This is a genomic window from Dactylosporangium sp. NPDC000521 (assembly GCF_042898305.1).
GTDB lineage: Bacteria > Actinomycetota > Actinomycetes > Mycobacteriales > Micromonosporaceae > Dactylosporangium.
In genome coordinates, this window is sequence record NZ_JBIAYW010000013.1 from 13,790 (window position 1) to 26,741 (window position 12,952).

The 12,952-nt window shown below is 71.0% G+C and carries 14 protein-coding genes; 11 read left to right on the forward strand and 3 right to left on the reverse strand.

Features of this window, described 5'->3' with window-relative positions:
* The 6 genes from ACFY3L_RS35285 to ACFY3L_RS35310 all read left to right on the forward strand — a co-directional run bounded on the left by ACFY3L_RS35285 (position 1) and on the right by ACFY3L_RS35310 (position 6,217).
* Entirely contained in the window at positions 1 to 1,731 is a 1,731-nt protein-coding gene (locus ACFY3L_RS35285; RefSeq protein ID WP_389334238.1) for a putative Ig domain-containing protein, read from the forward strand.
* Positions 1,728 to 2,336, forward strand: a complete 609-nt coding sequence (locus ACFY3L_RS35290) for a hypothetical protein (protein ID WP_389334240.1) — start codon at positions 1,728 to 1,730, stop codon at positions 2,334 to 2,336. Before ACFY3L_RS35285 ends, ACFY3L_RS35290 begins: the two co-directional genes overlap by 4 nt.
* Entirely contained in the window at positions 2,333 to 3,898 is a 1,566-nt protein-coding gene (locus ACFY3L_RS35295; RefSeq protein WP_389334243.1) for a ricin-type beta-trefoil lectin domain protein, read from the forward strand. Before ACFY3L_RS35290 ends, ACFY3L_RS35295 begins: the two co-directional genes overlap by 4 nt.
* Before the next feature lie 105 nt (positions 3,899 to 4,003).
* Positions 4,004 to 4,753 (forward strand): phosphatase PAP2 family protein, encoded by a 750-nt coding sequence (locus tag ACFY3L_RS35300; RefSeq protein WP_389334246.1) that lies wholly within the window; start codon positions 4,004 to 4,006, stop codon positions 4,751 to 4,753.
* Between the two features lie 16 nt (positions 4,754 to 4,769).
* A complete protein-coding gene (locus ACFY3L_RS35305) occupies positions 4,770 to 5,672 on the forward strand; it encodes a methyltransferase domain-containing protein (protein ID WP_389334249.1) in 903 nt (300 codons plus the stop codon).
* Positions 5,669 to 6,217, forward strand: coding sequence for a VanZ family protein (locus ACFY3L_RS35310; protein WP_389334252.1), 549 nt, complete (start codon positions 5,669 to 5,671; stop codon positions 6,215 to 6,217). The genes ACFY3L_RS35305 and ACFY3L_RS35310 overlap by 4 nt, the downstream gene beginning before the upstream one ends.
* On the opposite strand, the gene ACFY3L_RS35315 is transcribed toward ACFY3L_RS35310, so the two are convergent.
* Both ACFY3L_RS35315 and ACFY3L_RS35320 read right to left on the reverse strand, forming a co-directional pair.
* Entirely contained in the window at positions 6,149 to 7,054 is a 906-nt protein-coding gene (locus tag ACFY3L_RS35315) for a hypothetical protein (protein ID WP_389334255.1), read from the reverse strand. The two genes, ACFY3L_RS35310 and ACFY3L_RS35315, sit on opposite strands and share 69 nt — an antisense overlap.
* Complete coding sequence (locus tag ACFY3L_RS35320; protein WP_389334258.1) at positions 7,051 to 7,563, reverse strand: SigE family RNA polymerase sigma factor; 513 nt, start codon at positions 7,561 to 7,563, stop codon at positions 7,051 to 7,053. Before ACFY3L_RS35320 ends, ACFY3L_RS35315 begins: the two co-directional genes overlap by 4 nt.
* 75 nt (positions 7,564 to 7,638) lie before the next feature.
* Here ACFY3L_RS35320 and ACFY3L_RS35325 point away from each other — a divergent pair, with 75 nt between their 5' ends.
* The 5 genes from ACFY3L_RS35325 to ACFY3L_RS35345 all read left to right on the forward strand — a co-directional run bounded on the left by ACFY3L_RS35325 (position 7,639) and on the right by ACFY3L_RS35345 (position 12,618).
* Positions 7,639 to 9,690, forward strand: a complete 2,052-nt coding sequence (locus tag ACFY3L_RS35325; protein ID WP_389334261.1) for a M3 family metallopeptidase — start codon at positions 7,639 to 7,641, stop codon at positions 9,688 to 9,690.
* Between the two features lie 112 nt (positions 9,691 to 9,802).
* Positions 9,803 to 10,429, forward strand: coding sequence for a hypothetical protein (locus ACFY3L_RS35330; RefSeq protein ID WP_389334264.1), 627 nt, complete (start codon positions 9,803 to 9,805; stop codon positions 10,427 to 10,429).
* Between the two features lie 73 nt (positions 10,430 to 10,502).
* Positions 10,503 to 11,204, forward strand: coding sequence for a FadR/GntR family transcriptional regulator (locus ACFY3L_RS35335; RefSeq protein WP_389334268.1), 702 nt, complete (start codon positions 10,503 to 10,505; stop codon positions 11,202 to 11,204).
* The gene (locus ACFY3L_RS35340; protein ID WP_389334271.1) at positions 11,201 to 12,028 is read left to right on the forward strand and encodes a sterol desaturase family protein; all 828 of its coding nucleotides are present in this window, start codon (positions 11,201 to 11,203) and stop codon (positions 12,026 to 12,028) included. The genes ACFY3L_RS35335 and ACFY3L_RS35340 overlap by 4 nt, the downstream gene beginning before the upstream one ends.
* Entirely contained in the window at positions 12,025 to 12,618 is a 594-nt protein-coding gene (locus ACFY3L_RS35345) for a lysoplasmalogenase (protein WP_389334274.1), read from the forward strand. Before ACFY3L_RS35340 ends, ACFY3L_RS35345 begins: the two co-directional genes overlap by 4 nt.
* A gap of 15 nt (positions 12,619 to 12,633) precedes the next feature.
* Here ACFY3L_RS35345 and ACFY3L_RS35350 read toward each other — a convergent pair whose 3' ends face one another.
* Complete coding sequence (locus ACFY3L_RS35350) at positions 12,634 to 12,825, reverse strand: hypothetical protein (RefSeq protein WP_389334277.1); 192 nt, start codon at positions 12,823 to 12,825, stop codon at positions 12,634 to 12,636.
* Positions 12,826 to 12,952: the final 127 nt, after the last annotated feature.

Consider the following 12,952-nt stretch of genomic DNA (forward strand, 5'->3'; position numbering starts at 1 on the left):
ATGCGACGGACTCCCCCCTCCGACGCCGGGTTCAGCCTGGTCGAGACCCTCACGTCGATCGCGATCATCGGCGTGGTCATGACCGCGCTGACCACGTTCTTCGTGCGCACGACCACGACGCTCAACACGCAGCGCGGCCTGCAGACCGCGGTCCGGCTCGCCCACGACGGCGTCGACCTGGTGAAGTCGCTGCCCGGGTCGACCATCGTCGCCGGCCGCGGCGGGCTGGACGCGAAGCAGCAGCTCGACGACCTCAAGGCGGGCAACATCCCCGGCCTCGAGCTGCCGAGCCTCAAGAACCTGCTGGACACGATGACGCCGGCCTTCGACGCCGGCCTGGGCCCGCTCGCCAAGAGCGTGGCGGCCCCGGCGCTGCCGATCGGGGCGGAGCCGCTGACGGTCCTCAACGCCGAGTTCAGCCGGTACTGGTTCGTCGGCTCCTGCAACATGCCGCTCGGCAACCTGTCGATCCTGAAACCGGAGGAGCTCGGCGCCTGCAGCCTGGCGTCACTGCCCGGGATCCTGGTGCCGTTCTACCGGGTGATCGTCGCCGTGACGTGGAAGAACGACCGGGGCTGCGCGGGCACCGGCGGGGTCTGCCACTACGTGACGCAGACCCTGGTCAGCGCGTCGGCGACGGACCCGATCTTCAACCCGAGTGTGACCGTCACGCCACCGCTGCCGGACAACCCCGGCGACAGGACGGACGAGATCACGGTGCCGATGGCGGCACCGCTCACGCTGACCGCGACGACCGCCTACCCGCCGCTGGCCTGGGCGGTGGAGAACCTCCCGCCCGGCCTGGCGTGGACGCCCGCCGGCGTCATCAGCGGCACCCCGACGACCGCCGGCTCCTACGTGGTGCGCATCGTCGTCACGGACGCCATGTCGAGCAACGACGCGTCGTTCACCTGGACGGTGGCCCCGCTGCCGGCGCTCGCGCCGACCACCCAGGCGTGGGACCCGAACCTGCCCGTGTCCTATCAGGTGCCGCTGACCGGCGGGATCGGCCCGTTCACGTGGACGGCGACCGGTCTGCCGTCGGGCCTGTCGATCAATTCGACCACCGGCCTCATCACCGGCACGAAGCCGGCGAGCGCCGCGGCGACGAACACCGCGATCAAGGTGACGGCGGTCGACAAGAACGGGAAGAGCGCCACGGCGACGTTCCAGCTCAACTGGAAGGTGGCGGTGCAGTTCCCGAACTCGACGACGCCGATCGCGTTGGACAAGGACGCGCAGTACACCGGGAACGTCATCGGGTACGGCGGCACGGCACCGTACACCTGGAGCGCGTCGGACATGCCGTCCGGGTTGTCCATCGACAGCGCGGGAAAGGTCACCGGCAAGGTGTCCGGCACGACCCGCTACCTGGTCAAGCTGAACGTCACCGACAGCAAGGGCGTGACCAACTCGACCCTGGTGCCGGTCAACGTCTCCGCGACCACAGGGTTGCGAGTGACCTCACCGTCGTTCGATCCGAAGGTCTGGACCCCGGACCTGACCAGCGTCAAGGGCACGGCGGTCACCAACTTCCCGACCCTGGCGGCCACCGGCGGGACCGGCGCGCTGACCTGGGCCCAGGACGGCCTGCCCCCCGGCATGACCTTGAGCGGCGGCAAGATCACCGGTACGCCGACGACGGCGGGCACGTATCGGGTCGTCCTGACCGTGACCGACGGCAGCAAGGCCCAGTCGGTCTTCATGTTCACCTGGACGGTGACCGGATGAGCGCGCTGCGCCGGACCCTGGCCCGGCTGCGCCGCGACGACGGCGTCACCCTCGCCGAGATGGCCGTGACGACCGGCATCATGTCGGCGGTGATGGCCATCTTCACCACCGGGGTGGTGCAGCTGTTCCAGGCCGGCAGCAACAACGAGCTGGCGGCGTTGACCCAGACACAGCTCAACACGGCGTTCCTGCGGCTGGACCGCAACGTGCGCTACGCGGCGGGGATCAGCGGGGAGCACCACGACTCGGCCGGGAACATGTTCGTCGAGTACCTCAACACGGAAGTGGTGTCCGGCCAGCCGGAGTGCGCCCAGCTGGAGCTGAACAAGGCCACGAGGGTGCTGCGCCGCCAGGTGTGGCCGCAGGCGACGAAGCCGCCCGGCAAGTGGGTCGTGCTCGCCAACGAGGTCGACGTCGCGCAGAGCTCGTTCAAGCTGCTGGACCCGGGCAAGGACACCGGTTTCCAGCGGCTGAAGATCGTCCTGATGGTGGCCAGCAACCCGGGTCGCGGCCAGGCCAAGGCGAAGACCGAGCTCACGTTCACCGCACTGAACTCCACCAGGAACACCAAGCCCGACGAGATCTGCCCGGAGGCGCGCACATGAGTGTGCTCAAGCGGTTCCGTCTGCGCGGTGACCGGGGGTCGCTGCCCCTCGCCATGATGCTGACCCTGGTCGGGACGTCACTGTCCACGCTGATGGTGCCGGTGGTGATCGCCCAGCTGCGCGACACCGCGGCGACGGTCGACCGGGCGCAGGCGCTGCACGCCGCCCAGGCGGGCATCGACATCGTGATGGGCCGGATCCGCGGGTCGCTCGGCAACATCGCCAACCTGGTCTGCGTGCCGGCCCTCACGCCGCTGCGCGGCACGATCGGCGCCACGGTGTCCGGCGTGACCGACGTGCTGCCCGGCCGCTACCAGGTCTCCGTCGAATACCAGGACACGGTGAACAAACCCATCCCGTGCGTGGAGACGGCGGCCAAGATCCTGACGGTCCAGAAGGCGCCGGCCTACGCCGTCATCACGGCGCTGGGGACCGACAAGGAGGGCAAGGTCACCGACGTGATCGACCCCAAGGACCGGCGGACCCGGACGCTGACCGCCACGTACGTCTTCCGGTTCACCAACGAGAACATCGACGGCGGCCTGCTCCGCCTCCTGGGTGGGGCGTACTGCCTGGACGCCGGCTCCGGCTCGCCCGCGACGGGCACGATCGTCACCACCCAGCCGTGCAACACCGGCAGCTCGCGGCAGACCTTCGCCTACACGAAGGACCTGACGCTGCGGCTGGTCTCCTCGGTCACCGCCAAGAACCCGCTGGGCATGTGCATCGGCTCGAAGACCGAACCGGTCGCCGGCGACCTGCTGCAGTTCCAGACCTGCGGCATCAACCCGGTCATCCCGTACAACCAGCGCTGGAGCCTCAACGACAGCTCGAGCTTCCAGAACACCGCGAAGGACGGCACCAGCCTCGGCACGCTCTGCATGCACGCGAAGGCCGCCGCCACGAAGGGCGCCTTCATGGAGCTCGTCCTGTGCGGTGGCGCGGACAACACCCGCACGTTCGCGCCGGACGCGACCGTGGGCGCCGGCGCCGCCGACGCGCCCTACCAGCTGGTCAACTTCCAGCAGTTCGGCCGGTGCGTCGACGTCACCAACTTCAACGTGTCGCTCGGGTTCCTCATCGTGTGGCCGTGCAAGCAGGCACCGGTCATCACCGGCGTCGGCTGGAACCAGCGCTTCGTGGTGCCGGTCGCGCCCAACGAGCAGGGCACGGTCAGCGGCCGCATCACCACGTACGACAACAGGGCCAACAAGACCTACTGCCTGACGACGTTCAAGACGGGCGACGCGTCGCACTTCGTCACGATGAAGGCATGCCCGGCGCTCACCGCGAGCGACGAGGAGAAGAAGGCCGTCGAGTGGAAGGTGTCGTACCGGGAGAGCAGCTACGGGACGAGCTACGTCATCGTCGACGCATACGGCAAGTGCCTGAGCCCGACGAACCTCGACGACCCGAAGCTGCACAGCGACGACATCTTCACGGGCAGCACCGTGGTCAGCAAGCTCACCACCGCGCCGTGCGACGGCAGCAAGCTGCAGAAGTGGAACGCGCCGCCGAACATCGCGAACCCGACGCCCCTGAAGAACGTCGGGGAGAAGTAGCGATCCCGTAGGGGATGGCCTGACACCGGCCCGCGTCATAGATCAGGGTCGGGTCCGTGCATCGCCTGGATGGCTTCCGGCCTCGCGGTGACGAGGCTGAACGCCATGACCATCACCTGGGAGAAACCGGCGCTGCGGCCGGTCGGCCTCGGCCGGCAGGTCGGCATCGTGACGGCGGCGGTGGCCGCGTACTTCGGGGTCCGCGGCGCCACGGAGGCCGCCACGGACCAGGCCCTCGCCAACGCGGCGAAGGTCGTCGACTTCGAGAAGTCGGTGGGGCTGTTCCACGAGTCGTGGCTGCAGTCGACGTTCGCCGGCACCCCCGCCGTGGCGACGTTCTTCAACTGGATCTACATCTACGGGCACTGGCCGGTCATCGTCGCGACCCTCGTCTGGCTCGCGCGCACCAACCCGGCGATCTACTACCGCACCCGCAACGCGATGCTGCTGTCCGGCGGGATCGGCCTGGTCGTCTTCATGCTCTTCCCGCTCGCCCCGCCGCGCCTGGCGGAGCTCGGCCTGATCGACACCGTCACGCAGTCGGACGGCGCGTACCGGGTGCTGCAGCCGACGATGTTCACCAACCAGTACGCCGCGATGCCGAGCCTGCACGTCGGCTGGGACCTGCTCATCGGCCTGGCGATCCTGGCTGCGGCGCGCGGGCCGCTGCTGCGCGCGTTCGGCGCGGCGATGCCCGTGCTGATGGTGGCCGCCGTGATTCTGACCGCGAACCACTACATCGTCGACGCGATCGTGGGCGCCTCCCTGACCGCGACCTGCTGGTTCGTCCTGCGGTCCCGGGAGACGCAGCGGCGCCGTGGCTATGCCGGTTGGGACGGTCTGGCCCTGCGTTAGGGCCTACGCTTTGCACATGGAACACCTCGACTGGGAGCTTGCCGGAGAACATCTCGGGTTCCCGGCGGACGTGATCCCGCTGCAGTACCAGGCGCTGCTGCTGTCCGACGACCGCCGGATGGAGGCCTTCGCCGGCGCGATCGCCCAAGCCGTCCGGCCCGGAGACCGGGTCCTCGACCTCGGCTGCGGGACCGGCGTCCTGTCCTTCTTCGCCGCCCGGCAGGGCGCCACCGTGACCGCGATCGAGCGCGAGCCGCGGGTCTTCGCGACCGCCCGGGCGGCGCTGCGGGCGGCGGTCGGCGACGCCGTCACCGTCGTGCACGCCGACGCCCGCGACTACCTGCCCGAGGAGCCGGTCGACGTGGTGCTGTGCGAGATGCTGCACGTTGGCCTGCTCCGCGAGCGGCAGATCGAGGTCATCAACAGCTTCAAGCGCCGCTACCTGCGGCACGTCGGCGGGCCGCTGCCGCGCTTCGTGCCCGAGGCGTGCGTGCAGGCGGTGCAGCCGGTCGAGCAGGACTTCTCGTACTTCGGCTACACGGTGCCGGCGCCGGTGTTCCAGCTGCCGGAGAGCCTCCAGCCGCGCACCGTCGAGGCCGCCCCGCCGCAGGTGTTCCAGCAGTTCTTCTACACCGACCCGCTGCCGCACGACTGCGTCGGCGACCTGACCTTCGTCGCGGAGCGGCCGGCCGTGGTCAACGCGGTGCGCGTCATCACCAAGAACCTGTTGTCGCTACTGTACGAGCCGCCCGCCTCCGTCGACTGGACCATGAACTACCTGGTCGTGCCGATGCGCGAGCCGGTCGAGGTGCTCACCGGCGACGAGGTGCGGATCCGGTTCGACTACTGCCCCGGCGACGAGATCACCGTCCTCGCCGACAGCCTGACGGCCAGCGTCCCGGCCCACGCGCACCGGTGATCCGCTGGCTCGCGGTCCTCGCGGTCTTCCTGGTGCTCGGCGGCCTCTGGTGGGTCGTCGCCCGGCGCCGCTCCCCCGACCGGCGGCGGACGTTCGGCCTGGTCGCGTCGGTGTCGGGGACGCTGCCGTGGATCTGGCTGATCCTCACGCCGTCGTCGCACGCGCGGCGGCTGCAGCTGGACCCGGTCAGCGGCCTCGGCGGGATCCTGGCGTCCGGGTTCGCCGAGGCCACCGTGCAGATCGTCGGCAACCTGCTGGTCTTCGCGGCGTTCGGCGCGTTCGCCCCGCTGCGCTGGCCGCGGCTCACCCTGGGCCCGGTGCTGCTGCTGGCGGCCGCCGGCTCGGCGACCGTCGAGGTGCTCCAGTACGTCCTGGACCTGGGCCGGGTCACCGCCACCGACGACGTGCTGATCAACGCCCTCGGCGCGGGTCTCGCGTACGGGGCCGGGCGGCTGCTGCGGCCCGGCCCCGCGCCGTCACGACGCCTTGATGTGGAACCGCTCGTCGACCACGAGGGCGGCGAGCCGGTCCTCGGGCAGCGGTAGCGCGGCGAGGCCCTGGTCGCCGCCGCCGGGCCGGTCGTCCGTCTTCGACTGGGCCAGGAACACCACCGTGCCGTCGGGGTGCCGGTAGGCGGCCCACTGGTCGTAGCCGTGGCCGGGTCCGCCGGTCGCGACGCCGACGGTCACCCCGGCCGTCGTCACCAGCCTGCAGCTCGCCGGTCGGGTCCAGAACCCGCCCGCGACCGCGCACGCGTCCCCGGTGGCGGCGATCAGGCCCGGCTCGTACACGGTGACCAGCAGCTGACCGACGCCGCCGCCCTTGCCGAGCTGGGTGGCGGCGAGGTAGGACCAGGCGTCCTTGCCGGCGACCTTCCCCTCGTACTGGGCCTGCGACATCCGTGACGACACGAGCTGGTCGGTGCCGGGGTTGTCCAGTGCCGTGTACCCCGCCGGCACGACCGCGAGGAGGTCCCGCATGAGCTGCTCGCCCTGGTCGAACTTGTGGCCGGCGCGGGCGGTGCGGTCCTGCTGCGGCTGCCCGTTCGGGCCGGTCGGCCACACCTCCTTGCTGTCGCCGGGGGCCGGCGAGGTCGGCAGGGTGGCCGGCGCGGTCGGCGGGGCCGACCCGGCGGTCGCGGCGACGCTCGGCGGGGCACCCACCTGCTGCGGCGCGGCCGAGCCGGACCCGCCGCCGGCGACCGCGACCGCCACGGCGGCGACGACCGCGGTCACCCCGAGGCCGGCGCCGCCGGCGACGAGGTTGCGGCGGCGGACCGCCTGGCGGCCGGTGGCCACCGCCACGGCCGGTGACATCGGCGGCGGTGGGGTGGAGCTGTCGAGGGCGCCGCGCAGCGACACCCGGAAATCGTCCTCGTTCATGTCTTCGTCCTCGTCGCTTGCGAGTGGCTGCTGGTCTGCAAGTGCGTGCGAAGGGTCTGCAGCCCCCGCGCGGCCTGGCTCTTCACGGTGCCGGTCGTGCAACTGAGCAGAGCCGCCGTCTCCTCGACGGACAGGTCCTCCCAGTACCGCAGGATCAGGACCGCCCGCTGCCTGGCCGGCACGGCGGCGAGGGCGGCGAGCAGCGCGATCCGGTCGTCGGGCTCCCGGTCGTGGCTGACGACGTCCAGCGGCCGGTCGGTGACCCGCACCCGGTGCCACCAGCCCAGCCGGCGATCGTCCAGGAACACCCGGAAGAGCGTCTGCCGCACGTACCCGTCGAGGGCCTCGTGCCGGCTGACCCGGTCCCACGCCAGGTACAGCTTGGTGAACGCCACCTGCGTCAGGTCCTCGGCCCGGTGCCAGTCGCCGCACAGCAGGAACGCCGTGCCGCGCATCGCGTCCGACCGCGCGGCGAAGTACTCGGCGAACGCCGTGTCCCGATCCGTCATGCGTAACTCACGGGTCCGGCTGTCCGATCGGTTGCACGGAGCGCCGGAAAACATCCGTCCCGATACAGTCGGTACGTGACCACGGACAACCCGTTCTTCGCCGCGAGTGACCTGCCATATCAGCTGCCGCCCTTCGACCGCATCGCGACCGGGCACTACCTGCCCGCGTTCGAGCGGGGCATGGCCGAGCAGCGGGCCGAGGTCGAAGCCATCGCCAGCCTGCCGGAGCCGCCGACGTTCGACAACACCCTGGTCGCGCTGGAGCGCTCCGGACGCGTCCTGCAGCGCGTGTCGGCCGCGTTCTTCAACGTCACCAGCTCCGACACCAGCCCCGAGCTGCAGGAGATCGAGTCGCGGGTGGTGCCGCTGCTGTCCGCGCACGGCGACGCGATCATGCTGGACCGCCGGCTCTTCGGGCGCGTCGAGCAGCTGTACGCCCAGCGCGACGCCCTCGCCCTCGACGCCGAGTCGGCCTGGCTGCTGGAGCGGTACCACACCGAGTTCGTCCGGGCCGGGGCGCGGCTGTCCGAGGAGGAGCACGTGCGGCTCCGCGAGCTCAACGCGGAGCTGGCGGCCCTCGCGACCGAGTTCGGCAACAAGGTCCGCGACGGCATGAAGGCCGCCGCCGTCGTCGTCGAGGACGCCGCCGACCTGGCTGGGCTGTCCGCCGACGCGATCGCCGCCGCCGAGGTCGCCGCCCGCGACCGGGGGCTGTCCGGTGGGTACGCACTGAACCTGATCCTGCCGACGGCCCAGCCGGCGCTCGCGTCGCTGCACAACCGGGCGGTCCGCGAGCGGCTGCACACCGCCTCCGTCGGGCGCGGCTGCGCGGGTGACGACCACGACACCACCGGCCTGGTGCTGCGCATCGTGCGGCTGCGGGCGGAGCGGGCGCGGCTGCTCGGCTTCGAGCACCACGCGGCCTACAACATCGCCGACAACACCGCCCGCAGCGTCGGCGCGGTCCAGGAGATGCTGGCGAAGCTCGCCCCGGCCGCGGTCGCCAACGCCCGGATCGAGGCCGAGGACCTGCAGGAGGCGATCGGCGACGCGTTCACCCTGCAGCCGTGGGACTGGGCGTACTACACCGAGCAGATCCGCCGGGACCGCTACGCGATCGACGAGGCGGAGCTGCGGCCGTACTTCGAGCTGGAGCGGGTCCTGCACGACGGCGTCTTCCACGCCGCCGGCCGGCTGTACGGCATCCGGTTCGAGGAGCGGCCGGACCTTCCCGCGTACCACGACGACGCCCGGGTCTTCGAGGTCTTCGACCGCGACGGCGGGCCCCTCGGGCTGTTCATCGGCGACTTCTTCACCCGGCCGTCGAAGCGCGGCGGGGCGTGGGCCAACGCGCTGGTCCCGCAGTCGCGGCTGTTCGGCACCGCGCCGGTCGTCGTCAACAACCTCAACATCAACCGGGCGCCGGAGGGCGAGCCGACGCTGCTGACGCTCGACGAGGTCCGCACCCTGTTCCACGAGTTCGGTCACGCGCTGCACACCCTCTTCTCGCAGGTGCACTTCCCGAAGTTCGCCGGCACGCGGGTGCCGCGCGACTTCGTCGAGTACCCGTCGCAGGTCAACGAGGTGTGGATGCTGTGGCCGGAGGTCCTGGCCAACTACGCCACGCACCACCGGACGGGCGAGCCGCTGCCGTCGTCGGTGGTGGAGCGGCTGCAGGCCGCTGAGCAGTTCAACAAGGGCTTCGCGACCACGGAGTACCTGGCGGCGACGCTGCTCGACCTGGCCTGGCACACGCTGACCGTCGAGGAGGCCGCGGCCGTCACCGACGTGCTCGCCTTCGAGGCCGCGGCGCTGGAGCGGGCCGGCGTCGCGGTGCCGTTCGTGCCGCCGCGCTACCGGACCGCGTACTTCGCGCACATCTTCAGTGGCGCCGCGTACAGCGCCGGCTACTACTCCTACATCTGGAGCGAGGTCCTCGACGCCGACACCGTCGACTGGCTCACCGAGCAGGGCGGCCTGCGCCGCGAGCTCGGGGACGCGTTCCGTGACGGGCTGCTCGCCAAGGGTGGCAGCGCGGACTCGATGGAGGTCTATCGGGCGTTCCGCGGTCGCGATCCGTTGATCGAGCCGCTACTCAAGCGTCGCGGACTGATCAGCGTTCCTTAGGTTTAGTTAAGACGACTTCCGGATGGGGCGCCGTGTTCCCTAAGCTTGCGCGGTGCGTGGCGCCACCCCCCGGCGTAGGCCCACCGCCGCACGCCGCCTGCACTTCAGCAGGATGGTGCTGCTCGCAGCGGTCAGCCTCGTCGCCTCACTGATCAGCGTCGGTGTCTCCTGGGCGATCTTCCCAGCGGAGCCGGCGGTCTCCGACGACACCTCCTTCGATGCCGCCAAGTTCTACGAGGCGAACGCCCGGGCCAACGCGGCCCGCGGGGTCGAGCTGGCCTCCGCCCCGGGCGCGTCCCTGGTGCCGAAGCCGGTCGCCGGGCTGACCCAGGCGGCGACCAACAACGCGTTCATCGTGATCGAGGTCGGCCGGCAGATGGGGCTGCCCGAGCGCGCGTACGTCGTGGCGATCGCGACCGCGCTGCAGGAGACGTACCTCAAGAACCTGGCCAACCCGAAGGTGCCCGCGTCGCTGAAGCTGCCACACGAGGGCACCGGCACCAACTACGACTCGGTCGGCATCTTCCAGCAGCGGGTCAGCATCTGGGGCACCGTCGAGCAGCTGATGGACCCGGCGTTCGCGTCGGCGAAGTTCTACACGAAGCTGATGAAGGTCCCCGGCTGGCAGTCGATGAGCATCACCGGCGCCGCACAGGCCGTGCAGCGCAGCGCCTTCGCCAGCGCGTACGCCAAGCACGCCGGCACCGCGCAGAAGATCGTCGACCAGCTGACGCAGTGAGCCTCCCGCACCCGGCGGAGCTTTCGCCGTGCGGACACTGGTCCAACCAGTTGATGTGTGAGACAGTCACCGCGTGACGTTGACGCCGGCCCCGCGCAGCTCCGTGTCCGACCACGTGTTCGCGCAGCTGCGCGACGCGATCCTCAGCGGCGCCTACGCGCCCGAGTCCTCGCTCCCCAGCGAGCGGGACCTGGCGGCGACGTTCGAGGTGAACCGGCACGCCGTCCGGGAGGCGCTGCGCAGGCTGCAGCAGCTGGGCCTGGTGAAGGTCAGCCAGGGCGGCGCGACCAGGGTCCTCGACTGGCGGGCCCACGCCGGCCTGGACCTCGCGATGTCCAGCGGCGACGTCCTGCCGGTCGGCACCCTCGTGCGCGACATGATGGAGATGCGCGCCTGCCTGGGCGCCGACGCCGCCAGGTTGTGCGCGCTGCGCGGTACACCCGCCGCGAAGGAACTCGTGACGGCCTGCGTCGACGCGGTCGCCGCCGCCGCGCCCGACCTGGACCGCATGGGCGAGGCGAACATCGCGCTGTGGCGGGCGATCGTGGCCGGCAGCGGCAACGTCGCCTACCTCCTCGCGTTCAACAGCCTCGTCAGCGGCGCGCTCGCCGTGGGGCACGTCCCGCCCACGCTGCGCACCGCCGAGCTGCTCGACGTCGCCGGGCACCGCCGGCTCGGCGCGCACATCACCGCCGGCGCCGCCGACTCGGCCTTCGCCGAGGCCCAGGCGCTGCTCACCGCCCCGCTCTCGGATCGCAAGGAGTCCCGAGCATGATCCCCGCCGTGCTCTACGCCGTGCCCGCGTTCCTGCTGCTCATCATCCTGGAAGCGATCTCCTACCGCTTCCTGCCCGACGACGACGAGCGCGGCTACGCGGTCCGGGACACCACCACCAGCCTGTCCATGGGCCTCGGCAGCCAGATCATCGGCGTGCCGTGGAAGATCCTGGTCGCGCTCGCCTACGCGGGCCTCTACGTCCTCACCCCGCTCAAGCTCGACCCGCACAGCCCGTGGACCTGGGCGTTGCTGTTCTTCGCCGACGACTTCGCGTACTACTGGTTCCACCGCCTGCACCATGAGGTCCGCCTCTTCTGGGCCGGCCACGTCGTGCACCACTCGAGCGTCTTCTTCAACCTGTCCACGGCGCTGCGGCAGAGCTGGACGCCGATGACCGGCACCCCGTTCTGGCTGTTCCTGCCGCTGCTGGGCATCCCGCCGTGGATGGTCTTCCTGCAGCAGTCGATCAGCCTCGCGTACCAGTTCTTCCTGCACAGCGAGCGGGTCGGCCGCCTGCCGGCCGTCATCGAATGGTTCTGGAACACCCCGTCGCACCACCGGGTCCACCACGGCGCCAACCCCGAGTACCTGGACCGCAACTACGGCGGCATCCTCATCGTCTGGGACCGGCTCTTCGGCACGTTCGAGCCCGAACGGGCCCGCGTCGTCTACGGCCTGACGAAGAACATCACCACCTACAACCCGCTGCGCGTCGCCACCCACGAGTACCGCGACATCTGGCGCGACGTGCGGACGGCGGCGACGTGGCGGCACCGGCTGCGGTTCGTGTTCGGCCGTCCCGGCTGGCAGCCGGCCGCATGAAGCTGTGGCTCTTCCTCGCCGCCGCCGCGGTGGAGCTCACGGGCGTCGCGCTGTCGTGGGAGCCGCTGCAGTGGGTCGCCAAGCCGCTCCTCGCGCCGCTGCTGCTCTGGCACCTGGGGCGCCGCTGTCTCGTCGGGTGGGGGTTGGTCTTCGCGACCGCCGGCGACGTGGCGCTCCTCGTGCCGGGCACCGTGCCCTTCCTGCTGGGCATGGCGTGCTTCCTCGGCACGCAGATCTGCTTCCTGCTCGCCTTCCTGCGCCACGGCCGGCCCCGGTGGTTCGTCGCGCTCGGCTACGGGGTCCTGTGGGCCGTCCTGAACGCCGTGCTCTGGCCGTCGCTGGGCGACCTGCGGGTGCCGATCCTGGTGTACAGCCTGGCCCTGACCTCGATGGCGGCCGCGGCGTGCGCGGTCTCCCCCGCCGTCGCCACCGGCGGCTTCCTGTTCCTGCTCTCCGACCTGCTCATCGGCCTGGGCGCCGCCGGCCTGGACTTCCCGGGCCGCGATCTGGTCGTCATGGCGACCTACATCGCCGCGCTGTTCCTCATCGTCTCGGGCATCGCCGCACGCCCCGCTCCAGGCCCCGGCTGACGCCTCCTGCCCGGGCTACAGCATGCCGTGTTCGATGATCCAGGACAGGTTGGCGGTCTCCTCGTAGGAGAAGTCCAGGGTCATGATGACGGCGAAACGGCGGTCGATCTGGTACGGGGTGTAGCGGTGGACCGCGCACTCCATCCAGATCGGGATGCGCGACGCCGGGTTGGCCAGGACGGCGTGCTTGCCACAGCGGTGCTCCATGGGCCGAAACGCTAACCAGAGGCGGCGGGCATGCGTCAGCCTGCTGCCTGATACTCCATTTGGTGTACGAGACGGTGCCTCCGCACGGACGACGACCTGGCGACGCCGGGCTCATAGCGTCCGGCAC